This is a genomic window from Flavobacterium aciduliphilum, from assembly GCF_003268855.1.
Lineage (GTDB): Bacteria > Bacteroidota > Bacteroidia > Flavobacteriales > Flavobacteriaceae > Flavobacterium > Flavobacterium aciduliphilum.
On the sequence record NZ_QLSZ01000004.1, the window covers coordinates 43,855 to 68,039 of the forward strand.

At 35.4% G+C, this 24,185-nt stretch carries 21 protein-coding genes; 9 read left to right on the top strand and 12 right to left on the bottom strand.

Going from position 1 to position 24,185, the window contains the following annotated elements; genetic code table 11:
• Window positions 1-25 precede the first annotated feature (25 nt).
• The gene (locus tag CLV55_RS05630; RefSeq protein ID WP_112112776.1) at window positions 26-604 is read left to right on the top strand and encodes a MarC family protein; all 579 of its coding nucleotides are present in this window, start codon (window positions 26-28) and stop codon (window positions 602-604) included.
• 37 nt (window positions 605-641) lie between these two features.
• Window positions 642-842: a hypothetical protein gene (locus CLV55_RS05635; RefSeq protein WP_112112777.1), complete on the top strand. Its 201-nt coding sequence runs from the start codon at window positions 642-644 to the stop codon at window positions 840-842.
• Window positions 843-861: 19 nt separating this feature from the next.
• On the opposite strand, the gene CLV55_RS05640 is transcribed toward CLV55_RS05635, so the two are convergent.
• From CLV55_RS05640 to fbp, 5 genes are all read right to left on the bottom strand, one after another.
• Entirely contained in the window at window positions 862-2,436 is a 1,575-nt protein-coding gene (locus tag CLV55_RS05640; RefSeq protein WP_112112778.1) for a S41 family peptidase, read from the bottom strand.
• A 49-nt stretch (window positions 2,437-2,485) separates the two neighbouring features.
• On the bottom strand, window positions 2,486-3,376 hold the full coding sequence (locus CLV55_RS05645; protein ID WP_112112779.1) for a transglutaminase domain-containing protein: 891 nt from the start codon (window positions 3,374-3,376) through the stop codon (window positions 2,486-2,488).
• 181 nt (window positions 3,377-3,557) lie between these two features.
• Window positions 3,558-3,986 (bottom strand): deoxycytidylate deaminase, encoded by a 429-nt coding sequence (locus tag CLV55_RS05650; RefSeq protein WP_112112780.1) that lies wholly within the window; start codon window positions 3,984-3,986, stop codon window positions 3,558-3,560.
• A gap of 75 nt (window positions 3,987-4,061) precedes the next feature.
• The gene (locus tag CLV55_RS05655; RefSeq protein WP_112112781.1) at window positions 4,062-4,655 is read right to left on the bottom strand and encodes a HupE/UreJ family protein; all 594 of its coding nucleotides are present in this window, start codon (window positions 4,653-4,655) and stop codon (window positions 4,062-4,064) included.
• Window positions 4,656-4,764: 109 nt separating this feature from the next.
• The gene (fbp, locus tag CLV55_RS05660; RefSeq protein ID WP_112112782.1) at window positions 4,765-5,772 is read right to left on the bottom strand and encodes a class 1 fructose-bisphosphatase; all 1,008 of its coding nucleotides are present in this window, start codon (window positions 5,770-5,772) and stop codon (window positions 4,765-4,767) included.
• A gap of 126 nt (window positions 5,773-5,898) precedes the next feature.
• Between fbp and CLV55_RS05665 the strand changes: the two genes are divergently transcribed.
• The 4 genes from CLV55_RS05665 (at window position 5,899) to CLV55_RS05680 (ending at window position 12,012) form a co-directional block, all read left to right on the top strand.
• Complete coding sequence (locus tag CLV55_RS05665; RefSeq protein ID WP_112112783.1) at window positions 5,899-6,753, top strand: M48 family metalloprotease; 855 nt, start codon at window positions 5,899-5,901, stop codon at window positions 6,751-6,753.
• A gap of 6 nt (window positions 6,754-6,759) precedes the next feature.
• Window positions 6,760-7,236: a GNAT family N-acetyltransferase gene (locus CLV55_RS05670; protein WP_112112784.1), complete on the top strand. Its 477-nt coding sequence runs from the start codon at window positions 6,760-6,762 to the stop codon at window positions 7,234-7,236.
• A 13-nt stretch (window positions 7,237-7,249) separates the two neighbouring features.
• Window positions 7,250-8,503 (top strand): aspartate kinase, encoded by a 1,254-nt coding sequence (locus CLV55_RS05675; protein ID WP_112112785.1) that lies wholly within the window; start codon window positions 7,250-7,252, stop codon window positions 8,501-8,503.
• Between the two features lie 107 nt (window positions 8,504-8,610).
• Window positions 8,611-12,012: a hypothetical protein gene (locus CLV55_RS05680; protein WP_112112786.1), complete on the top strand. Its 3,402-nt coding sequence runs from the start codon at window positions 8,611-8,613 to the stop codon at window positions 12,010-12,012.
• 63 nt (window positions 12,013-12,075) lie between these two features.
• On the opposite strand, the gene pckA is transcribed toward CLV55_RS05680, so the two are convergent.
• Together pckA and CLV55_RS05690 are read right to left on the bottom strand one after the other, a co-directional pair.
• Window positions 12,076-13,701, bottom strand: coding sequence for a phosphoenolpyruvate carboxykinase (ATP) (pckA, locus tag CLV55_RS05685; RefSeq protein ID WP_112112787.1), 1,626 nt, complete (start codon window positions 13,699-13,701; stop codon window positions 12,076-12,078).
• Window positions 13,702-13,779: 78 nt separating this feature from the next.
• A complete protein-coding gene (locus CLV55_RS05690; RefSeq protein WP_112112788.1) occupies window positions 13,780-14,172 on the bottom strand; it encodes a DUF423 domain-containing protein in 393 nt (130 codons plus the stop codon).
• Window positions 14,173-14,294: 122 nt separating this feature from the next.
• Here CLV55_RS05690 and CLV55_RS05695 point away from each other — a divergent pair, with 122 nt between their 5' ends.
• From CLV55_RS05695 to CLV55_RS05705, 3 genes are read left to right on the top strand one after another with little or no spacing between them, the layout of a single operon-like run.
• Window positions 14,295-15,056, top strand: a complete 762-nt coding sequence (locus CLV55_RS05695; RefSeq protein ID WP_112112789.1) for a DUF3108 domain-containing protein — start codon at window positions 14,295-14,297, stop codon at window positions 15,054-15,056.
• An 11-nt stretch (window positions 15,057-15,067) separates the two neighbouring features.
• Complete coding sequence (locus CLV55_RS05700; RefSeq protein WP_146739542.1) at window positions 15,068-15,394, top strand: hypothetical protein; 327 nt, start codon at window positions 15,068-15,070, stop codon at window positions 15,392-15,394.
• A gap of 5 nt (window positions 15,395-15,399) precedes the next feature.
• Window positions 15,400-16,776: a saccharopine dehydrogenase family protein gene (locus CLV55_RS05705; RefSeq protein WP_112112791.1), complete on the top strand. Its 1,377-nt coding sequence runs from the start codon at window positions 15,400-15,402 to the stop codon at window positions 16,774-16,776.
• 40 nt (window positions 16,777-16,816) lie between these two features.
• Here the strand turns inward: CLV55_RS05705 and CLV55_RS05710 are convergent, their stop codons facing one another.
• The 5 genes from CLV55_RS05710 to CLV55_RS05730 all read right to left on the bottom strand — a co-directional run bounded on the left by CLV55_RS05710 (window position 16,817) and on the right by CLV55_RS05730 (window position 24,163).
• On the bottom strand, window positions 16,817-18,250 hold the full coding sequence (locus tag CLV55_RS05710) for a TolC family protein (RefSeq protein WP_112112792.1): 1,434 nt from the start codon (window positions 18,248-18,250) through the stop codon (window positions 16,817-16,819).
• A complete protein-coding gene (locus CLV55_RS05715) occupies window positions 18,243-21,407 on the bottom strand; it encodes an efflux RND transporter permease subunit (RefSeq protein ID WP_112112793.1) in 3,165 nt (1,054 codons plus the stop codon). The genes CLV55_RS05710 and CLV55_RS05715 overlap by 8 nt, the downstream gene beginning before the upstream one ends.
• Before the next feature lie 18 nt (window positions 21,408-21,425).
• On the bottom strand, window positions 21,426-22,508 hold the full coding sequence (locus CLV55_RS05720) for an efflux RND transporter periplasmic adaptor subunit (protein ID WP_112112794.1): 1,083 nt from the start codon (window positions 22,506-22,508) through the stop codon (window positions 21,426-21,428).
• Window positions 22,509-22,638: 130 nt separating this feature from the next.
• Entirely contained in the window at window positions 22,639-23,037 is a 399-nt protein-coding gene (locus CLV55_RS05725) for a hypothetical protein (RefSeq protein ID WP_112112795.1), read from the bottom strand.
• Window positions 23,038-23,197: 160 nt separating this feature from the next.
• Window positions 23,198-24,163, bottom strand: a complete 966-nt coding sequence (locus CLV55_RS05730) for an OmpA family protein (RefSeq protein WP_112112796.1) — start codon at window positions 24,161-24,163, stop codon at window positions 23,198-23,200.
• Window positions 24,164-24,185: the final 22 nt, after the last annotated feature.

A 24,185-nucleotide genomic window follows, 5' to 3' on the forward strand; every position in this document is an offset into this window, starting at 1 on the left:
GGAGTAATTTTGCCGAAAAAAGGATATGTTCGGATTTGACATTAAAGAAATTGCAACCGTTAGCATGGTGCTTTTCGCTGTTATTGATATTGTAGGAACCATTCCAATTATAGTAGACTTGCGTCAAAAATATGGACATATTGACGCCGAGAAAGCTTCGATTGCTGCGGGTGTGATTATGATTGTTTTTTTGTTTTTAGGAGAAGAATTCTTAGCATTGATTGGTATTGATGTGCATTCGTTTGCTGTGGCGGGCTCATTTGTATTATTCTTTTTAGCACTCGAAATGATACTCGGCATCCAAATTTACAAACAAGAAGAAGCCAGTTCGGCCTCGATCGTCCCTTTAGCGTTCCCTCTTATTGCAGGCGCCGGAACCATGACCACCTTGCTGTCTTTACGCTCTCAATATCAAACCATCAATATTGTTACTGCTATTATATTAAATATTGTGTTGGTTTATCTTGTGTTACGCCTGTCTTCAAAAATTGAAACTCTTTTAGGCAAAAATGGTCTGGGCGTCATTCGAAAAACATTTGGTTTAGTTCTTTTGGCAATTGCTGTTAAATTATTTGCCGCTAATGTTAAAGGATTATTTCAATAAAGCTATTTTTACTACTTTTACGCTTTAATTTCAATCCATGAAAATTTTCACCACAATACTTATCTTTATAGCCTTGGCGCTTATAGTAGTCAATGTAACTATGTTGGATTTCAAAAACCCTTTTGAAGGAAATGGCATGGTCGCTTTGATAGGAATTGCCGCTTCTTTTTGTGCGATTCTCATTCTTTTGATATTTAAAATTTCAAAGAAAATAGAAGCCAAACTTAAGAATCAATAATTTTTTAAGACTACAAATACTACCTTTTCAAAACCGCTTGAATCACGGGATCATCCTTGAGCAGGACTTGATAATATTGATTTTCGCCATAACATTGTCGGGCAAACTCTGCAACAATATACCGATTAACAACAGCTTTGTTATGAGATAAATCTATATTTAGCCCCATATTTTTGAGGTAGTGCTCGAATAACGTCACGTAGGGATTTGTATGACTGAGTTGCATTTGAAATTGTGAAAAACTGACGTCTTGAAATAGATTCGGATGTTGGTCTAATTGTTCAAAAACAAAATGTCCTACAATACCTGTTTGCAAAATGTATTCCAAACTTTCATTGCCATGAGTCACTTCGAGAGGTACAAAAATATCGGGCACGATCCCGCCGCCGCCATAGACCGTTCTTCCTCGCTTTGTCTTGAACTTTAAGGAATCGGCGATTTTTATTTTGTCTTTTTCATACAATTCGCCACTTTCAAAACGGGTTTCCGATTCTTTGTAATAAGCTTCACTAGCGCCTTTTATGTAAGGTTTCTGAATGGAACGCCCACTTGGTGTATAATAACGCGCAATGGTTAAACGAACCGCAGACCCATCGTCAAAGGTCATTTCTCGTTGCACCAAACCTTTTCCAAACGAACGTCTGCCACAAATAAGTCCTCGGTCATTATCTTGAATCGCTCCTGCAAGAATCTCACTTGCCGAAGCCGAATTTTCATCAAGCAACACCGATACTTTACCTTTTTCAAAACTACCTCCAGCTGTAGCATAGGTTTTTTCGATAGCACCTTTTTTATTTTTAGTAAAGACAATCAAATCTTTATCATGCAAGACCTCATCGGCAATTTGAATTGCCATTTCCATGATGCCGCCTCCATTTTCTCTGACATCTATCACCAACGATTGCATGCCTTTTTGTTTTAATGTAAGAAGGGCATTATGAAATTCCTTCCCAGTAGTCTCTGCAAAACGATTTATTTTTATGTACCCCGTGGTTGGGTTGAGCATTACAGCTGCGTCAATGCTTTTTAGAGGAATTACGTCTCTTTTGACTTTAATTTTTAACAGTTTATTAGCCGATTTTCTATAGATTGTAAGCATTACTTCCGAATCTTTTTCACCTTTGAGTTTGCTGTAAATGAGCTCGTTTTTGATGTTTTTACCGAAAAGTTTGAAATTATCTGCATATAAAATTCGGTCTCCTCTTTGAATCCCCGATTTTAAAGCAGGGCCATTTTCAATAGGTTTTACCACTGCAATAGTATCGTTTAGCGCATAGAAGTTAATGCCAATACCCACAAAATCGCCTTTCATGTTTTCGGCAAGGGTAGATTGTTCGCTCGACGGAATATAGACAGAATGGGGATCAAGATTGGCCAAAATATGAGTGACGGTTAAATCTACTATAGAATCGGTTTTAACCTCATCGACATATTCCTTGTCTATAAAATCGATTAGCGTGTTGATTTTGTTTTTGTAATTCTTTTTGGATAATGCTGAAGAAGACGCTGGAAAATTAACCCAATTGCCTAGAAGCATCCCAAAGGCTAGGCAAGAAAAAAGTAGTATCGGTATGTAGATTTTGTTAATTTTCATGGATATTTATATTACCTTACTTTTAAAAAATTCTTTAAAGTTGTTTAGATTAATTACTAATTTTTATTTTGTATTTTATCACTAATCTATAATCAAACAGTATTTCAAGATAACTAATAGGTTTTTCTTTAATAACATAATTAAACCTTATGTTATCATCATCTCTTGTATAATCTACATATTGTTGTTTTGACAATACCTTTTCATTAACTATATAGTCCGTTTTTGTTTTGTACCATACTGAAGGATTTCTTCTTGAATTTGTATTGATTTGTATTTTGTCCATTTCGTTTTTATATCTAAAAACAAAATTTAAAGTATCTCCAAGTTTAGCTTCAATAACCCCCGTTTTTGGCGTCAAAATTTCAATTTTTGCAATGATAGAATTGTCAATAAATGGATTATTTTTAAAAAGTTCTTTTAAATAAACAGCGTTTTTTATCCAAGTAGTATCCTTCGGATAATGATTTCTTGACAACTTATCAATTGGTGTCATCCAATAATAATCATTATATTTTTTATGAAATTTATCTAATTCTCCATCTTCATTGCGAGTACATCCTCCTGCAGTCCAAGTTGGGTCAAAATAATAATAAATTCCATCCAATACAACTACATTCCATGCATGATTTAAATATCCCATTTTCCCAATTTGAAACGCTTCTGATTTTGTATAACCACTTACATAATAACAGTTAATCCCTGCTATGTTGCACATCCTTTCAAATAACTTAGCATAATTTTCGCAAACGCCTTTTCCTTTCTTTAATGTTTTATTTATTTCTTTATTATCAAATTCAGCTTTCTTTAAATCGCATTCTTCTTTTGTTTTACATTTGAAAGTAACACGTGTGCCTTTCCTTTGCATTTTATTAAACTTTTTACAATCATACTTTATATGATCTGTAATCCAAATGAATATTGCTCGAACTTTTTCAATTGAAGTTTCACAATCCTTTGTTAATTAGAATGTTAGTTGATTCAAGTTATTATTATACTTTATTTCTCTTGATTTTTTATCCAAAGTTTCAAAGTCAAAATGATGTGTATTATTTTGTGAAAACGAAAAAAGAGAAATAAAAAGTATGACAAGGTAACTTTTATACATCAGACGTAATAATTTATTCCAATTCTTCTATCTGAGTCACTTCAATACCTGCTTTGAGTAAAAAATCTAAGCCCGAAGTGTCTCGATACCCATTTTGATAGACCACTCTTTTTATACCCGATTGATGGATGAGTTTGCTACATTCTTTGCAGGGCGAAAGTGTGATGTAGAGTGTAGCATTTTCACACGTTTGAGTAGAACGCGCGACTTTAGATATCGCATTCGCTTCGGCGTGCAATACATACCAATGCGTAAGTCCTTCGTGATCTTCACAACAATTTTCAAATCCTGATGGGGTTCCATTGTATCCGTCAGAAATAATCATGCGATCTCTAACAATAATAGCGCCTACTTGTTTGCGTTTGCAATAGGACAATTTACCCCATTCTGAGGCAATTCTCAAATAGGCTTTATCGTATTTATTCTGTTTTGCACTATTCATACACTCTTTTTTATTGAAAATTTTACCGTTCACTGAAGGTTCTACAAATATAGGTAGGGAATTGTTAAATAAAACTTATTTTTTCCAAATTGGGTTTTGCAAAAATAATGGCATCAAAACCCCAAGAGCAAAACAAGACGTCATCAATATAAAATCTCTTTTATTAAATCGGAAAAGAGTATGTAAAACAAATTGCATAAGTAAGACAAGAATAAGAACCACCAATTGTGCCGTTTCAATCCCCAAGGCAAAGGCGCCCAATGGAATCATTTTTTCTACAGAAGATCCAGGTAAAAGCGCATGGAATGAACTTGAAAATCCTAGCCCATGAATGCACCCAAACACAAAAGTAATTGTAGCTATTGCAACTATAGAATTTCTTTTTGACGTTTTTAAAAGCATAACCATATTGAACCATGCCGTACAAAAAATGGTTGCCAAAATTCCCAATTCAATATAATTTTCTGAACATGGAAGTGGTTTAAATGCAGTAACTAATAATGAAAGCGTGTGTCCTATAGTAAAAAACGACACCAAAAGAAGCATTTTTTTCCATTCTTGCCCAACATAGGGGGCTAATAACAACACTAAAAACAACAAATGGTCATAAGCATTGAGAGCTAAAACATGACGAAGTCCTATAGTACAATACATTGAAAAATCATTCATGGCTTTCTATTTATATTAGCTACACAAACATACTATTTATTTTTTTACGAAATAAAAAAACCTCAAATAGACATTTATTTGAGGCTTTTTAAACAGTCTTTGGTGTATTTTATTTGGCCGCTTCCATAAAAGATTCTGCTTTTTGGACCATGTTATAACTGCCACAAAAGAATGGCACACGTTGGTGGAGCTCTGTAGGTTGGATTTCCATGATTCTGCGGTAGCCGTTCGAGGCTTTTCCACCCGCTTGCTCGGCAATAAACGCCATAGGATTACACTCATACAAGAGTCTTAATTTTCCTTTAGGAGCTTTAGAACTCGTTGGGTAAATATAAATCCCGCCTTTGATCATGTTTCGGTGCATGTCTGAAACCAAACTTCCGATATATCTGGACGTATAGGGTCTGTTTCCTTCTTCCAATTGGCAGTATTTTATATAATCTTTTACCCCTTGTGGAAAATGCACATAATTCCCTTCATTTATAGAATAAATCGTCCCATCTTTTGGGTATTTCATATTGGGGTGTGAAAGGTAGAAAGTTCCTATTGCGGGGTTCAAGGTAAACCCGTTCACCCCATGACCCGTAGTGTAAACTAACATGGTAGACGTTCCATAGATTACATATCCCGCTGCGACTTGTTGGGTTCCTGGCTGAAGAAAATCTTGAATAGTCACTGGAGTTCCAATGGGAGTAACTCTTCTAAAAACCGAAAAAATGGTTCCAACAGATACATTCACATCAATATTGGAAGACCCATCCAAAGGATCCATCAAAACTACATATTTGTTACTATGACTATTATCTCCGCCAGCTACTGTAATGAAATCATCATTTTCTTCTGAGGCGATACCACACACAATCTCTCGGTTAATCAACGTCTGTATAAAGACTTCGTTCGCATACACGTCCAATTTTTGTTGGTCTTCACCTTGAATGTTTTGTTCTCCAGCAGCGCCCACAATATCGACTAAACCAGCTTTGTTTACTTTATAATTGACCACTTTGGCCGCCAATCGAATGGAATTGATGATTCGAGATAATTCTCCTGATGAATATTGAAACGCATTTTGATTTTCAATAATAAATTCGCCTAAGGTTTTGTTGCGTTCTTCCATACGAAATCGTTGTAGTTGTTGATGCAAATATCGTTTTTTTTAGGAATCTTTACAAAAAAAGTAGTTTTTTTCTTTAGGCAATTTTACCAAACTTATTTTATCTTTGATTTTTAAAAACCGATACTCATGAACAAATTTTCCATTCTTCTAGTAACTGCTTTTTTTGCGGTAACGTTTGCTCCGATACAAGCACAAATAAAACTCGACGAAAGAGCTCTTGGAGCACTGCAAAATGGTCTTGCTAGTTTTACTTTTAGCGACAGTGATGCTGCGGTTTTATCAAAAGCTGGCGTAAAAAAACTCGATTCTATCAACAAGGTGGCAGCTTCGAACGACCCTTACACGCTTCGGTTAAACCGTGTTTTTGGAAAACATAGTAACGAAAATGGTTTGCAACTTAATTATAAAGTCTATCTCACCAAAGAAGTGAATGCTTTTGCTACTGCCGATGGAAGCGTACGGGTGTTTTCGGGTTTAATGGACATTATGGACGACAACCAATTGTTGGCTGTAATTGGACACGAAATTGGACACGTAGCCAACCATGATTCTAGAGATGCTATGAAAGTAGCCTACCGAAAAGCATTTGTTCTTGAAGGGCTTGCATCACAATCGAGCACGATTGCCAAAGCCACAGACAGTCAGGCAGGTCAGATTGGCAATGCGATTATTGACTGTAGTTATAGTAGAAAACAAGAATCTGAGGCCGATTTATATTCCTACGAGTTTATGAAACGACACGGATATGATGTCAATGCTGTTGCTGCGGCTTTTACTATTCTGGCTAAATTGAGCGAAGGGAATGAAGCCAACTTCTTAACAAAAATCATGAGTTCGCACCCTGACCCAAAAGACAGAGCCGAAAAAGCACAAATGCGTGCCCAAGCCGACGGATTGTATAAACCGTATGTACAAAAACCATTCAGTAATAAAGCTACTACTCAGAAAAAAGGAGGAAAAGGCTCTAAGAAAAAGAAATAACTGGTTATGATAATTAGAAAAGCCACCCTCGAAGACATGCCTGAAGTGCTTTCGTTAATTCAAGAGCTGGCCCATTTTGAAAAAGAACCCAACGCCGTGGCAATCACGGTATCCGATTTGGTTCGTGATGGTTTTGGAGACACTCCGTTATTTTATACCTTTGTGGCAACGCTTGAAGACACCATTGTGGGTATGGCGCTCTATTATTACCGATATTCTACTTGGAAAGGAAAAACCATCCACTTGGAAGATTTGATTGTTAAAGCGGCTCATAGAGGAAAAGGCATTGGTTTTGCGCTTTACAGCGAAATCATTCGTCAAGGAAAAAAAGAAGGCGTACGTCGCATAGAGTGGGCGGTACTCGATTGGAACACCCCTGCTATCGATTTTTACAAAAAAAATAATGCACGGGTGCTTGAGGATTGGCGGGTGGCACAAATGGACGAAGCAGGAATCGAAAACTTTTTAAACAAAGAATTATAAAATACCTTTTAGCATGAGAATTTTCAAATTTGGAGGTGCATCGGTTAAAGATGCCGCAGGTGTAAAAAATGTTTTTAACGTCCTACAAAAAGTGGGCCATCAAGACGTGTTGCTTGTGGTTTCTGCTATGGGAAAAACCACCAACGCTCTAGAGCTTGTCATTAAAAACTACTCTGAAAAATCGAATGAATTCCATGCGTCATTGCAAGACGTACGAAAATACCACAACCAAATTTTGTTAGACTTATTTGACGACGAAGAACATGATGTGTTCTTTGCTGTTAACAGTCATTTTGCCGATTTAGAGTATTTTTTAAGAAGCAATAAATCGCCCAATTATAATTTTGTATACGACCAAGTGATTAGTTATGGCGAATTGGTTTCTACGACCATTATTAGTCATTACTTTAACGCAATGGGGCTACCAAACGAATGGATTGATGTTCGAAATCTTATTAAAACCGATGCGTCCTATCGTGATGCCAACGTAGATTGGGAAAAAACCCAGCAAAATATTGTGAAAAACCTGAAAAAAAAGAGTCTTTACATCACGCAAGGATTTTTAGGTTCTGACGAAAATAACTTTACCACAACCTTGGGACGAGAAGGATCGGACTATTCGGCGGCTATTTTTGCCTACAGTTTAAATGCCGAAAGTGTGACCATTTGGAAAGACGTTCCTGGAGTAATGAATGCCGACCCAAGGTATTTTGACCATGCTGGGTTGTTGCATCATATATCCTATAAAGAAGCGATTGAGTTGGCGTTTTATGGGGCTTCAGTAATTCACCCAAAAACGTTGCAACCCCTGCAAAGAAAGGAAATTCCTCTTCATGTAAAATCATTTATCGAACCGCTTTTGCCAGGGACTGTAGTGTCTAAAGGTGCCGATTTAGACCCCAAAACCTCATGTTTTATTGTAAAGAAAAACCAGTTGTTGTTGTCATTATCTTCTATAGATTTCTCGTTTATTATGGAAGAAAACATCAGTGAGATTTTTATGTTGCTACACAAATACAAAATCAAAGTAAGTTTGATACAAAACACCGCCATTAGTTTTACCATTTGTATTGAAGATACGTTTAACCATTTTGAAGATTTGAGAGCACAACTGTCTAAAAAATTTAAAGTAGCCTATAACGAAAACGTATCGCTCTACACCATTCGGCACTTTACCCCAGAAGCCGCCTCGCGGGTTGAACAAGATAAAACTATTTTGGTAAAACAAATTTCTAGAGAAACGTTACAAGTAGTGACAAAAGAGTAGGAACTAAATTAAAGTCAAAGGTGCTAACTTAAAACCATTTACCTTAGTTCTCTTTTATTTTTTATCGCTAATTTATACTACTTTTGACCTTTAGGAGTTATCATAGCATGTGGAAAGGTAGTGTGTTTTTTTTCTTTTTTCTTTTTTCTTTGGGCCTATGGGCACAAGACATTGCTTATCCCTATCAAACCAAAAAAATTGCGTTCACAAAAGATACCATTACCCTTGATGCCACAAGCATTAATCGGTCTTTTTTTAAAGTATTAAATGCTCAAGGTTCTGTTATTGACACTTCCTTTTATAAAATTGATTTTCAAAAAAGTAAATTAATTTTCAAAAACACCTATGTTTCCCAAGATTCTATTACAATACGGTTTTTAAAATTCCCAGATTTTTTAACCAAAACCTATGCTGTTTATGATAGTGGGCGCATTGTTCCCAACGAAGCAGGCAGTCTGTATGTGATAAAAAAAGATCCTGTAAAGCCTTTCAAGCCTTTTGATGGCCTCAATACTTCGGGGAGCATTACACGGGGTGTCACTATTGGAAACAACCAAAACACGAGCGTTAATTCGAACTTAGATTTGCAAATCACAGGGCGCCTTTCCAACAAAGTTTCGTTAAGGGCTTCCATACAAGACAGTAATATTCCCATGCAAAGTGGGGGATATTCGCAAAAATTGGATGAATTTGACCAAATTTTTATTGAATTGTTTTCGGATACATGGAACATCAGAGCGGGCGATTTATTTCTGGAAAATAGGCAATCTCAATTTCTGAATTTTAATAAAAAAGTACAAGGACTCTCCACTCGTTTTCGTTTTGGCACTAAAGAAAACCAAACCGATGTTTTTGTGGCAGGTGCTGTGGTTCGGGGACACTATGCCAAGAGCAGTTTTACTGGGCAAGAGGGCAACCAAGGACCTTATAAACTAAAAGGAACCCAAGGCGAGTTGTATGTCTTAGTGATTTCGGGTTCGGAACGGGTTTATGTGAATGGCCTTTTGCTGAAACGAGGTGAAAACAACGATTATACTATTGATTACAATGCAGGAGAAATTAAGTTTACCTCCCTTTTTCCTATAACTTCAGAGATGCGTATTGTTGTAGAATACCAATATTCTGACCGAAACTACACCCGATTTGTAACCTATGGAGGTGTAAACCATCAGGCGGAAACTTGGAGCTTGGGCAGTTATATTTACTCAGAAAGTGATGTAAAAAATCAACCGTTGCAACAAAATTTATCGGCAGACCAAGTGGCTATTCTACAAAATGCTGGAGATGACCCAAGCTTGATGAATGCCCCTTCTGCCTATCTTGATACCTATTCGGAAAATAAAATTTTATATAAGAAAATCACTGTTAATGGAGTAACTGTATATCAGTATTCCAACAATGCAACCGATGAATTATACAATGTAAAGTTTACCTATATGGGGGCTAATTTGGGAAATTATGTACTATCAAACACAGCTACCATTGGAAAAATATACTACTATGTGCCTCCTGTAAACGGCATCCCGCAAGGAAGTTACGAACCCATTATTAAACTCATTCCGCCTACCAAATTACAAATTGCTACTGTAGTCGGAAAATACAACCCCAGTGAAAAAACCTTAGTCGATTTTGAGGCAGGTGTCAGCAACAACGACCAAAACTTATTTTCTACTATTGATGACAACAACAATAAAGGAATAGCGTCGAAATTTACTCTAAAACAACGCGTGTATACTGGGACGTTTTCTATAGATGTATTTGGAAATTATCAATTGGTACAAAACAATTTTAAAACCGTAGAACGGTTGTTCTCTATAGAATTTAATCGCGATTGGAACATTACCGACCAAGAAGGTACCAAAAGTATTTATAGCGGAGGTCTATTGTTTGATTTGAAGGAACGAGGTTCGTTGAAATATCAAATGGAAAAGCTACAAATTGGAACGGCTTTTTCGGGTATCAAACATGGATTGCAAGGAACATACAAAGCCAAAAATATTCAAGTACAACACTTGAGCAGTTATTTAACCAGCACGGGGATGGTTTCAAATTCGAATTTTTTTAGAAATCAATCCCGATTAAAATATTTTGTAAAGAAAAATTGGGTGGGTTCTAGTGTGCGTCTGGAAGACAACCAAATCATGACCAACGCCACACAACAGTTAACCGCTTTGAGTCAGCGTTTTTCCGAGTTGGGCGCCTTTATTGGACGTGGGGACAGTACCCGTGTTTATGCCGAGATGGGATATTTGCATCGAAACAACGACAGTGTACAATCGGGAGTTTTGACACGTGTAAATCGTTCGAGTTCCTATTATATCAAATCAAAATTGATACAAAATCAAAAAACAAATTTGTCTTTTTTTGCCAATTACCGCCAGCTGCGTTTTAATGATGCAACCAAACCCGAGGAACCTTCTTTAAACTCAAGAATCGTGTATAGTGATAGTTTTTGGAATCAATTTCTTGCATTAAACACGGTTTATGAAACAGCTTCAGGCACAATTGCACAACAAGAATTTACCTATTTGCAGGTCAATCCAGGGCAAGGAATCTATATGTGGAATGACTATAATGGCGATGGCATTCAGCAATTACAGGAATTTGAAGTAGCGCCTTTTCCCGATTTGGCAAAGTATGTTCGAGTATTTCTTCCCAATCAAATCTTTATAAAAACCAATCAAAATAAATATTCGCAAACGTTAACAATCAACCCAGCTCGTTGGAATAATGGTGCCTCATTAAAAAAATTGCTGTCCTATTTTTACAATCAAACGGCACTTTCTCTTGACCGAAAAGTCGCCCGAACCGGAGCACATTTCAATTTGAATCCGTTTTCCTTTAGTGATGACAATTTGTTAGGACTTAATAGTTCGCTAAGAAATAGTTTATTTTTTAACCGAGGGAAACAACATCATTCGGTAACCTACACCTTTTTAGAAAGTCGAACGAAAAGCCTGCTTTCTATTGGCACACAAGAAAACAATTCGAGTTCAAACCAATTGCAATATGCACATTTGTTGCAAAAAAGTTGGTTGTTTAATGCTGATATTTCCCGAACGCAATCGAGTAGTATTTCTGACACCTATACTAGTAGAAATTATCAGTTAAAAAGCATCATATTGGCCCCAAAAGTTTCGTATATCTTTTCAAACAATAAAAGTTTGAGCTTGTTTTATGAATATAAAACCAAAAGCAATGCGATTAACGACCAAGAAACGTTATCCATCCAACGTTTGGGGCTTTCGTTTAACTATTCGAGCGAACGAAAAATTACCTGTACTGGAGAATTTTCTTTGTACAACAATGCTTTTATAGGCAATGCCAATACACCCGTTGCCTTTCAAATGCTCGAAGGATTACAAGCCGGAAAAAATAGTACTTGGCGGTTTTTATTGCAAAAGAATCTCACGCAATATTTAGACATCAACATCAATTATCAAGGACGAAAATCCAATTCAAGCCCTGTGATTCATACAGGAAATGTGCAACTAAGAGCTTTTTTCTAAAGCAACAAAAAAGTCCAACATTGCTGTTGAACTTTTTCGCATTTTATAGTTTGTTTGTTAGTTTTAAATTTGAGGACCCGCTTGTACCAGATTTTTTCCTTCTTCGTTATCCGTATACTGAACAAAGTTTTTAATGAATCGTGACGCCAAATCTTCGGCTTTAGTATGCCATTCGCTGCTATCTGAATAAGTATCTCTTGGGTCTAAAATCGCAGGATTCACATCGTGTAACGCTGTTGGAACTACAAAATTAAATACCGGGATGGTTTTGGTAGCGGCTTTTTCAATAGAACCATCTAAAATAGCGTCAATAATTGCACGGGTATCTTTTATAGAGATTCTTTTTCCAGTACCATTCCAACCTGTATTAACCATGTAGGCAGTAGCTTGATGTTCTTCCATTTTTTTCACCAATTCTTCCCCGTATTTTGTGGGGTGTAATGATAAAAATGCTTTTCCGAAACAAGCAGAAAAAGTCGGTTCTGGTTGAGTTACCCCACGTTCAGTACCTGCTAATTTTGCTGTAAAACCTGAAAGGAAATAATATTTCGTTTGTTCTGGAGTCAAAATAGACACGGGCGGCATAACTCCGAAAGCATCTGCCGTTAAGAAAATTACTTTATTGGCATGACCTGCTTTAGAAATTGGCTTAACAATATTGTGAATGTGGTCTATAGGATAAGAAACACGAGTGTTTTGAGTAACCGAACCGTCTTTAAAATCGATAACTCCATGAGCATCAACGGTAACATTTTCTAATAATGCATTGCGTTTGATGGCACCATAAATATCGGGTTCGTTTTCTGCGCTAAGATCAATGGTTTTTGCGTAACATCCTCCTTCAAAGTTGAATACGCCATCGTTGTCCCAGCCGTGTTCGTCATCTCCTATTAATTCACGTTTTGGATCGGTTGATAAGGTTGTTTTTCCAGTTCCTGATAATCCGAAGAAAATAGCCACATCTCCGTCTTTACCTTTGTTAGCAGAACAGTGCATGGAGGCAATCCCTTGTAGAGGTAAATAGTAATTCATCATAGAGAACAAGCCTTTTTTCATTTCACCACCATACCAAGTTCCTCCAATCAATTGGATTTTTTCTGTAAGATTAAAAGCGATATAGACTTCAGAGTTTAAACCGTGGTTTTTATAGTCTTTGAAACTTGTTTTCGAACCATTCATGACGATAAAATCGGGTTCACCAAAATTTTGCAATTCTTCTTCTGTAGGACGAATAAACATATTTTTTACAAAGTGCGCTTGCCATGCCACTTCCATAATAAAACGAACTTTTAATCGGGTGTTTTCATTGGCGCCACAGAAAGCGTCTACTACATATAGTTTTTTTCCAGACAATTGGGAAACTGTAGTTTCTTTTAATGCTTCCCAAGTGTTTTGAGAGATGGGTTTGTTATCATTTACCGCTTTTTCAGAATTCCACCAAATTGTATTTTCAGTTACAGCGTCTTTAACAATGTATTTATCTTTTGGAGAACGTCCTGTAAATTCTCCTGTCATGACATTCACTGCGCCAAGTTCGGTGAGTTGTCCTTTCTCACAGCCTTGTAAAGCATCATTTAACTCTTCATCATATAAAAATTCAAAAGAAGGATTGTATATAATTTCTTGGGTGTTTTTGATTCCATATTGTTCTAACGAAATCGATTTCGTAATTTGTGTGTAGTTATCCATAAAAAAATAGTTAGATATAATAAGTATTTGACTACAAAGGTAAAAAATTATTATTACAACGTTGTAGTAAACGATAAATTATACTTTTTTAGTCAAAAAATGAAATAAAAGCATTCCCCAAGAAACGATTAATAGTAATCCTCCAATGGGTGTAACGAAGCCAATTGTTTTAAAATTTATTTCATTTAAAGAATCGGTTGCAAGCAAATAAATCGATCCTGAAAAAAGAAAAACCCCTAGACTTGTGAACCAAAACACTTTTTGTTTTAGAGATTCCTGAATGGCATCGGTAAACCCTATAAAAAGAAGAAAAAGCGCATGATACATTTGGTATTTTACTCCAACTTCAAAGGTATTAAGTTGCTCTATGGGCAATACTTTTTTTAAAGCATGAGCGCCAAAGGCTCCTAAAATAATAGCCGTCATTCCCAAAAAAGCAGCCATGGAACGTATTTTTGTATCTATATGCATAAACATGGTTATTTGTCATACAAAGGTATGGTATTATAGGTTAAATCCTAAAGCTATTTTTCTTTTTTAGAAAATACCATTAACTATATTAATCCGTTATATTTGCATGATAAAATTTAAGTATGAAAAAATATCTTTTTGTTTTTAGCACACTATTGATTTTCTGCTCTTTTACCTCAGAAAAAAGCAAAAGTATTCCTACAGGAGAAAAACTTATTTATGCAGGTTCATACAACATGAGTGGGCTCATGACACAGTTGGCTCAAGTGACTTTGTCTACTGATATCGTGACTACTTCAAAAAAATCGTATTTACATTTGAATTGCGAATTGGAAACTTTTTCTAAATGGGATCGATTTTTTAAAATCAGAGATTTATACGAAGCTTATGTAGACCCCGCGACACTAAAACCAAGTTTATACAAAAGGAGTGTTGACGAAGGAGGTTGGACTAAAACAGAAAAATATGTCTTTAAAAACAACATTATTACAAGTACAGTTAAAAGAAAAAACAAGCCTGAAAAAGTAGCTACTTTTTCAATAAATCCAGCCACACAAGATGTCGTTTCGCTCATGTACAAATTAAGAATGTTGGATGTGTCCAAACTAAAAAACGGACAAAGTATGGGTTTTCGAATTGTTTTTGATGAAGAAGAAATTCCAGTTACGGTAAAAATGCTTGGAAGAGAAAGTGTTCACGCAGGAAATTTAGGCGAAAAAGAATGTTATAAACTATCTATTGGTGCCAAAACAGATGTTTTAAAAGGAAAAGATCGCAATTTAATATATTTGACTTCTGATAGTAAAAAAATACCTGTGCTAATGAAGTTCAGCATCCCTGTTGGCACTGGACAACTTACTTTAACTAGTGCTTCAGGAATTTAATTGAGTTGCTTATGAGAACATTTTTATTAATTCTTGCCATATCCTTTACCCTTTTAAGTGTCGTTTTTGCAGCACTACCCATGGATACCCTAGCGTTTGCTCCTATTTTACTAGCTTTGTTATTTATCTTTTTAGCATTTAAAAAATCGGATGTGGCACAACGAAAATTTCCAAAAAGACTTTTTATTATTGCATACCTCTGCGCACTAATAGTTTTAGGAAAAACTTTTTTTATAAAAGATAAAGTAGCTGTCGATACGCAATTTGAACAACAGAAAAAAAACACAAAGCAAGACGCTAAAAAAGACTTAGAACAATTAGAAAAAGATTTAGAATAAACCCCATGAGAAACATCCTAATTATAGGAGCTGGTCGTTCAGCTTCATCGTTGATACACTATTTATTAAACAAATCTGAAGCCGAAAAACTTCATCTTACCATTGGTGATCTTTCTCTAGAGTTAGCACAAAAGAAGACGCTTAACCACCCAAATGCTACCGCGTTGCAATTTGATATTACCAATGACACACAACGCCAAAAGGAAATTCAAAAAGCAGATATTGTCATCTCCATGTTACCCGCGCACATGCACATTAATGTGGCTCAAGATTGCATCACTTATAAAAAACATCTCGTTACAGCCTCATACATCTCGGAAGACATGCAAAAATTGGATGCCGAAGCAAAAGCCAACAACTTAATTTTCATGAACGAAATTGGTTTAGACCCAGGGATTGATCACATGAGCGCCATGAAAATTATTGATGAAATACGAGCAAAAGGAGGCAAAATGCTACTATTTGAATCCTTTTGTGGAGGCTTAGTGGCTCCTGAATCGGATACAAATCTTTGGAATTACAAATTTACATGGGCACCTCGAAATGTAGTGCTAGCAGGACAAGGGCGAGCTGCAAAATTTATACAAGAAGGCAAATACAAATACATCCCCTATACTAAACTTTTTAGGAGAACAGAATTTTTAGCTATTGAAGGGTATGGAAAATTTGAAGGGTATGCCAACAGAGACTCTTTGAAATATAGAAGTGTTTACGGTTTAGACGATGTTCTAACTTTGTATAGAGGCACTATCAGACGTGTGGGCTTTTCTAAAGCATGGAATATGTTTGTACAATTGGGGATGACAGACGATACGTATATTATGGAAAACTCAGAAAACATGAGCTTTAGAGAGTTTATCAATTCTTTTTTGCCCTATCACCCAACAGATTCTGTAGAAATAAAAACTCGTCTTGCACTGAATATTGAACAAGATGACATCATGTGGGAAAAATTGGTAGAACTTGACATTTTTAATCCAAATAAAATAGTGGGGCTAAAAGAAGCCACTCCTGCGCAAATTTTGGAACGTATTTTAGCAGAAGCATGGGCCTTAGAACCTGACGATAAAGATATGATTGTAATGTATCATAAATTTGGCTATGAATGGAATGGTTCAGAACATCAGATAGATTCTAAAATGGTTTGTATTGGAACAGACCAAACGTATACCGCTATGGCAAAAACAGTTGGTTTACCCGTTGCTATGGCTGCGATTCATATATTAAATGGGACAATTAAAACCCCTGGTGTTCAGTTACCCATTAAAAAAGAAGTCTATGAGCCTATTCTTAAAGAACTTGAATCCTATGGCGTGACTTTCCATGAAACTGAACTTCCATACATTGGATATAATCCTGATAAACTCACGGTATCCGTATAAAAGAAAAGGGTGTTTTAAAAACACCCTTTTCTTTTATTTTCTATTTCCAACCACCACCAAGGTTTCTATAAATATGAACCACGGCATTTAGTTGTTCTTTCTTGACATCAATCAATTCGAGTTGTGCAGCTAAAACATCACGTTGGGTCATCAATACTTCAAAGTAGTCAACCCGTGCTGCTTTAAACAAATCGTTCGATGATTCAATTGCTTTATTTAAGGCATCTACTTGTTTCGATTTTAAAGCATAACTTTTATCTAGATTATATACTTTAGCCATTTGAGTAGAAACTTCAAAATACGCATTCAAAATAGTTTTCTCGTAGTTATACAAAGCCTGCAACTGACGTGCGTTGGCATTTTTGAATTCGGCTTTAATAGCATTTCTATTGATAAGTGGTCCTGCAATATCTCCCGCTAAAGAGTATAATAAAGATTCAGGAAATGTAAACAAATAGGAAGGTTTAAACGCTTGAAAACCAAGCGAAGCAGAGATATCTAAGGATGGATAAAATTCAGCACGAGCTACTTTTACGTCTAGTTTAGCTGCTGCCAATTCCAATTCAGCTTGTTTTATATCAGGACGATTCGCTAACAATTGTGAAGGAATTCCTGTATTTACGGTTTCAGGAACTAAATTCATAAATGTCGATTTTTCCCTTTTTATAACTTGAGGGTATCTTCCTAATAAGAAGTTGATTTTATTTTCTGTTTCCTTTATTTCCTGTAGGATTTCGTATTCCATATTTTGGGAAGACAATACTTCAGCTTGGAATTTTTGAACAGCCAATTCAGTTGCTCTAGCCGCTTCTTTTTGAACTTTAACAATCTCTAAAGCATTTTGCTGAAGCTTAATATTTTGTCTAACAATTTCTAATTGGTTGTCCAAAGCCACCAATTCATAATAAGAACTGGCTACTTCAGCTACAAGATTAGTAATTACAAAATTTTTTCCTTCAACAGTAGACAAATAGCGATTTACCGCTGCTTTTTTAGAATTTCTGAGTTTCTTCCAAATATCAACTTCCCAATTTGCATAAAAAGACATATTGTAATCTCTCAAAACATCGGGCACAGGTTCTCCTGGTGTAATATCTGTAGAAGCATCTCCGGCTCCTTGACTGGTATATCGTCCTACTTTTTCAACTCCAGTTCCTCCTCCTATTCCAACGGTAGGTAATAAAGCACCTTTTCTAACTCTGATATCATTTTTAGCAATTTCAATCTCTTGCAAAGTAATGAGCAATTCTTGATTGTTTTTAAGAGCCACATCGATCAAATCAGATAGGTTTTTATCCTTAAAAAAGTTTTTCCAAGGAGTCATAGACATGTTGGTAGTATCCTTACTACTAGCATACGAATCTGGTAATGATGCACTAACAGGATTTGGCGCAATAGCAGGAGCCTTACAACTTACAACTGCTAGACCTATCCCTAACGAAATAATGAATTGATATAATTTGAATTTATTCATGATTATTAATCTGTTCTGTTAATGGATTTTCATCCTCGTCTTTAATAAATTGTGTTCTTTCAGAAATCCTACCAAAAATGTAGTACAATCCTGGAATAATCAACACACCACAAACGGTACCTACAAGCATTCCTCCAGCTGCTGCTGAGCCTAAAGTTCGATTTCCAATTTTACCTGGATCAGATGCTAATGCTAAGGGTATCAATCCTGCAATAAAAGCAAAAGAAGTCATTAAAATAGGTCTAAAACGTACTGCCGCTCCTTGCATTGCAGCATTAAGCACGGACGCTCCTTGACTGTGCTTTTGGGCAGCAAACTCAACTATTAATACGGCATTTTTACCCAGCAATCCGATAAGCATTACAAAGGCAACTTGAGCATAAATATTGTTCGCCAAGCCAAATAATTTTAAAAATAAAAATGCTCCAAAAATACCGGCTGGTAAGGATAAAATAACTACTAATGGTAAAATAAAACTTTCATATTGTGCCGCAAGAACCAAATAAACAAATCCTAGACAGATCAAGAAAATATAGATGGCTTCATTCCCTCTTGCAACCTCATCGGCAGAAATACCTGCCCAATCGATCCCAAATCCTCTTGGCAAAGTCTTCTCTGCTACTTCTTTAACCACTTCAATGGCAGTACCACTACTATAACCAATAGCAGGTGCACCACTAATCTCTGCGGCATTGTACATATTATGCCGAGTGATTTCTGATAAACCATAAACTTTTCTCATCTTCATAAAAGAAGAAAAGGGTACCATTTCATCTTTGTCATTTTTCACATACAATTTCAAAATATCTTCAGGAAGTGCTCTGTATTGCGGTGATGCTTGAACAATCACTTTGTATTGACGGTCGTATTTGATGAAATTGGTCTCGTAATTACTTCCTATCAAGGTCGACAGAGTGTTCATTGCATTCTCAATGGAAACCCCTTTTTGTTGTGCAATATCATTATCTATATCCAACATGTATTGAGGGAAACTAGCACTATAGAAAGTAAATACCGAAGTTAATTCTGGACGTTTTTTCAATTCGCGAACAAAATCTTTACTCACCGTTTCCATTTTCTTATAATCTCCTGAACCTGTCTTGTCTAAAAGACGTACTTCAAATCCTCCCGCAGCACCGTATCCAGGAACGGCTGGTGGCTGAAAATACTCAATCGTAGCACCTGATATGTTTTTAGATTCTTCCTCAAGTTTTTTAATAATTTCCTCAACATTTTCATGACGCTCTTCCCAACTTTTTAGATTAATCAAACAGGTTCCTGTGTTAGACCCTGTTCCTTCAGCTAATATTTCATATCCTGCAAGAGCCGAAACCGTTTTTACACCATCTATTTTTTCGGCAATTTTTTGAAGTTTCTCAGCAATTTGATTGGTTCTTTCTAACGAAGATCCGGGAGGCGTTTGAATAATGGCATAAAACATCCCTTGATCCTCACTTGGAATAAATCCTGATGGAAGGCTGTTATTGATAAAAAATATTCCCGTACAGAATAATAGCAATATTCCTAACGATACCGACCTTCTATTGATAAATAATGACAGTATCTTTTGATATTTAGAGGATAAAATATTAAACTTATTATTAAATCCATCTAAAAATCTAATTACTAAGTTTTTAGGTCTAGCAACACCATGTGTGTTTTTTAACATCAAAGCACACAGTGCGGGAGTCAAAGTCAAAGCTACAATACCAGAAAGGATAATTGAAGTTGCCATTGTAATAGAGAACTGACGATAAAAAATACCAACAGGTCCAGACATGAAAGCAACAGGAATAAATACGGCAGCCATTAAGAAGGTAATGGCTATAATTGCCCCACCTATCTCTGTCATGGCTTTTTTAGTGGCTTTCCTAGCCGAGAGATGTTCTTCCTCCATTTTAGCATGCACTACCTCAATTACAACGATGGCATCATCAACTACTACCCCAATCGCAAGTACTAAAGCAAAAAGTGTAATTAAGTTGATGTTCAAGCCAAATAATTGCATAAAAGCAAACGTACCTATCAAAGAAACCGGTACTGCAATAGCAGGAATAAGTGTTGAACGCCAATCTCCAAGAAATAAGAATACAACCAAACCTACCAAAATAAAGGCTTCAATAAGAGTGTGGACTACTTTTTCAATAGAAGCGTCTAAGAATTTTGAAGCATCATAACTTATTTCATAATCCATACCTTTTGGAAAAGATTTTTTTATCTCTTCCATTTTAGACTTAACATCTTTAATTACCTGACTTGCATTACTACCATAAGACTGTTTAACCGTAATAGCAGCAGAAGGTTTTCCGTCTATACTAGAATAAATATCATACATAGAACTTCCAAATTCCACATCGGCAATATCTTTTAATCGAAGTAATTCCCCATTAGAATTTGCGCGCACTACTATGTTCTCATAACCTTCCTTGTTGGTATATCTTCCTTTGTATTTCAATACATATTCGAAAGCTTGTGATCTTTTACCCGAGCTTTCCCCTGTTTTACCTGGAGAAGCTTCCAAACTTTGATTGCTTAACGACTCCATTACCTCATCGGCAGAAATCTTGTAAGCCAACATTCTATCAGGCTTCAACCAAATACGCATGGCATATTCACGATTCCCTAAAATATCGGCAAACCCTACCCCATTAACACGTTTTAAATCGGAGAGAATATTGATATCAGCATAGTTAAAAAGAAACTTTTGATCGGTACCTTTCTCATCACTAAACAAATTAATATACAACAACATGTTTGGCTCTTCACGGGTAATTTTCAAACCTTCCCTTACTACTAATGGAGGAAGTTTATTAATTACAGATGCAACACGGTTTTGAATATTAATCGCCGCTTGATTGGGATCAGTTCCCAAGTTAAAAACCACTTGAACGGAAGCTTCACCATCATTACCAGCATCAGAGGTGATGTACTTCATCCCTGGCACACCGTTTATGGCTCTCTCAAGTGGAATAACTACAGCCTTCACCATTAACTCTCCGTTTGCACCAGGATAATCAGCTGTAATATTTACTTTTGGTGGAGATATAGAAGGAAACTGCGTTACTGGCAAACCAACCATTGCAAGTATTCCTAGAAAAACTATAATTAACGATATTACAATCGATAATACAGGTCTTTGAATAAATTTATTAAACATTTTTCTTTACTTTTTGGATTATTCTGCTTTCAATCTCAAACTCGCTATTACCTTTTTAGGTTCTAGATAATCATACTTAATTTTGTCATTGTCATTCGCTTTTTGAATACCATCAAGCAGAATTTTATCATCAACAGATATTCCAGAATTTATAACATATAAATCGGGCATTTCTCCTTTTATTGTTATTTCTCTGGATTTTAAAATATTATTTTTATCAACCACAAAAACAAATTTCTTATCTTGAATCTCATAAGTTGCTTTTTGTGGTATTACCAAAGCCTTATGCATTGGAACTTTCATAAGTACCTGACCGGTTTCTCCATTTTTTAGCAATTTATCATTATTTGGAAAACTAGCCCTAAAAGCAATATTTCCTGTTTCATTGTCAAATTCACTTTCTATTACTTCAACTTTTCCTTTATACTTTAATTGTTTGCCATTAGCCAAAAGTAAATTCACAACATTATCGGCTCTATCTTTAACATTTTGCTGATAATTAATATACTCCGGCTCAGAAACATTAAAATAAGCAAACATTTTACTGTTATCGGATAAGGTTGTTAAAAGTTCTCCTTCATCAATCAAACTTCCTAGTTTTTTAGGTAATCTATCTATAGTCCCCGAAAATGGAGCCCTAATTTCAGTAAATGATAAATGCACTTTTGCCAAAGCTACTTCAGCTTTGGCTTGTTCATATTTGGCTTGAGCCATAGCTTGCTCACTTTTAGAAACTACGTTTTTATCCGCTAGCATTTTAGCGTTTTGTAATTCTATTTGAGCTGCCTGTGCCTCAGATTGCGCTTTTAATAATTCGGCTTCGTAAATTTTAGGCATAATTTTAAACAACAATTGCCCTACACTTACATACTGCCCTTCATCTACATAAATATTTTGTAGAAATCCTTTTTCTTGAGCACGAATCTCAATGTTTCGAACAGATCGTATTTGTGAAACATACTCCTTAGTGAAAGAAGTATCTACAACTACAGGATTAGTAACAGTGTATGTTATAGCTTCTTCTTTTTCTTCTTTCTTGTTGTTACAGCTTATTAAGCTTAATAAGGCAATTAAGCCTGTAAACACGACTTTTCTTTTCATGATTAAAATGGAAATTATGCGATTTATTTTTTAAGATTGGATAACATTAGTAACACTAAAATTTCAATAATCTAATGCATTGAAATTATATTTGTACAAATGATCTATTTTGAAACCAATATCGTTTATATCAAATTCTTAGAACTCTTTGAGTGAGATATAAAGGACATGAGCACTCAATTATTAAAAGAATTACTTTAATTCTATTGCGATAATAACTTAATGTTATTTTTTTAGAAAGCAAATAATATCGTAAATAAAATAATTCGTACTTTCCTGAAAAAAATGAATTCAGATTTTGTTCTCTATCTCCTGAAGAAGTATGACATTCTTCCTCTATATCAATATCGGTATCTTCAATTAAAGTGAAAGAATGATTTTCATTAACCGTTTTTATTTGTCCTTTCTTAAGAAAATCTTGAAACGACTCACAACCTTTTTTAGACTGATTTTCAGACGCATATGAATACTCTTTGCCCCCCCCCAGCAAAAGAAAACTCAAAAACAGAAAAAAGGTGATTATTCTCATAATTGAGCCAAAATTAAGTAAATTTTGAAAAATATTAACAAAAATGATAGTTAAGAAAAATATAAACTAACGAAAACGTTATTTTCAATGGTATTAAATTGAATATAAACAAAAAAGGTTCTAATAACGATTAGAACCTTTTTATTATTATTGACCTATTTTATAAATCATTCAACATTTTTGAAATCTCATCCAATTTTGGAGTAAGAATAATTTCAATTCTTCTGTTTTTAGCTTTTCCTTCTGGTGTATCATTGGACATGATTGGCGCATATTCTCCTCGCCCGGCAGCCGTTAAATTTTGTTTATTAACTCCTTTGTTTTCAGAAAGAATATTTACAATGGCTGTAGCTCTTTTAGTAGATAGATCCCAGTTGTTTTCTATGCCTCCACCAATTGAACCTGTGATTTTAGCATCATCTGTATGTCCTTCAATTAAGACCGATAAATCAGGATTTTGAGCTAATACTTTTCCAACTTCTATAACTGCTGTTCTTCCTTCTGCATTTACTGACCAACTCCCCGTTTGAAATAAAAGTTTATTCTCCATAGAAACATATACTTTTCCGTCTTTCTCATGAACTGTCAATCCTTTACCATCAAACGCTTTCAAAGATTTCATGAGCGTTTCTTTTAATTTTTTCATGTTTGCATCTTTAGCAGCAATATAGGCTTCAAGCTCGCTAAGTCTTTTAGAACTGGCTTCCAAATCAGCTTTCAATTTATTCAATCGTTCCTGTTCTGCAGCAAGCGATTTTTCTTTGGCTTCAAGTTTCGCCAAAAGCTCTCTATTTTTATTAACATTAGCAGCCAAGGCTTCATTACTGTCTTTTTCTAATGCATTATAGGAAGCTTGTAAGGTCTTTAAACTTTTATCGGTTGCATTATAATCAGCCACAAGTTTATCGTGTTCTGCTTTTAATTTATCATATTCTGCTTTAAGCTTTGCCGCATCGGTATCCAATTGATTTTTGGATTTCGTTAGCGCATCCAAATCATCTGATAGCTTTCTATTTTCTTTTTTTAAATCGGCATACTTATTTTCTAGGTCATTATAAATCTTCTTAGAAACACATGATGTAGACAATGCTAAGACTAATAAACTAAAGGAAATTTTTTTAATCATTATTTTTATTTTTAGTATTCTT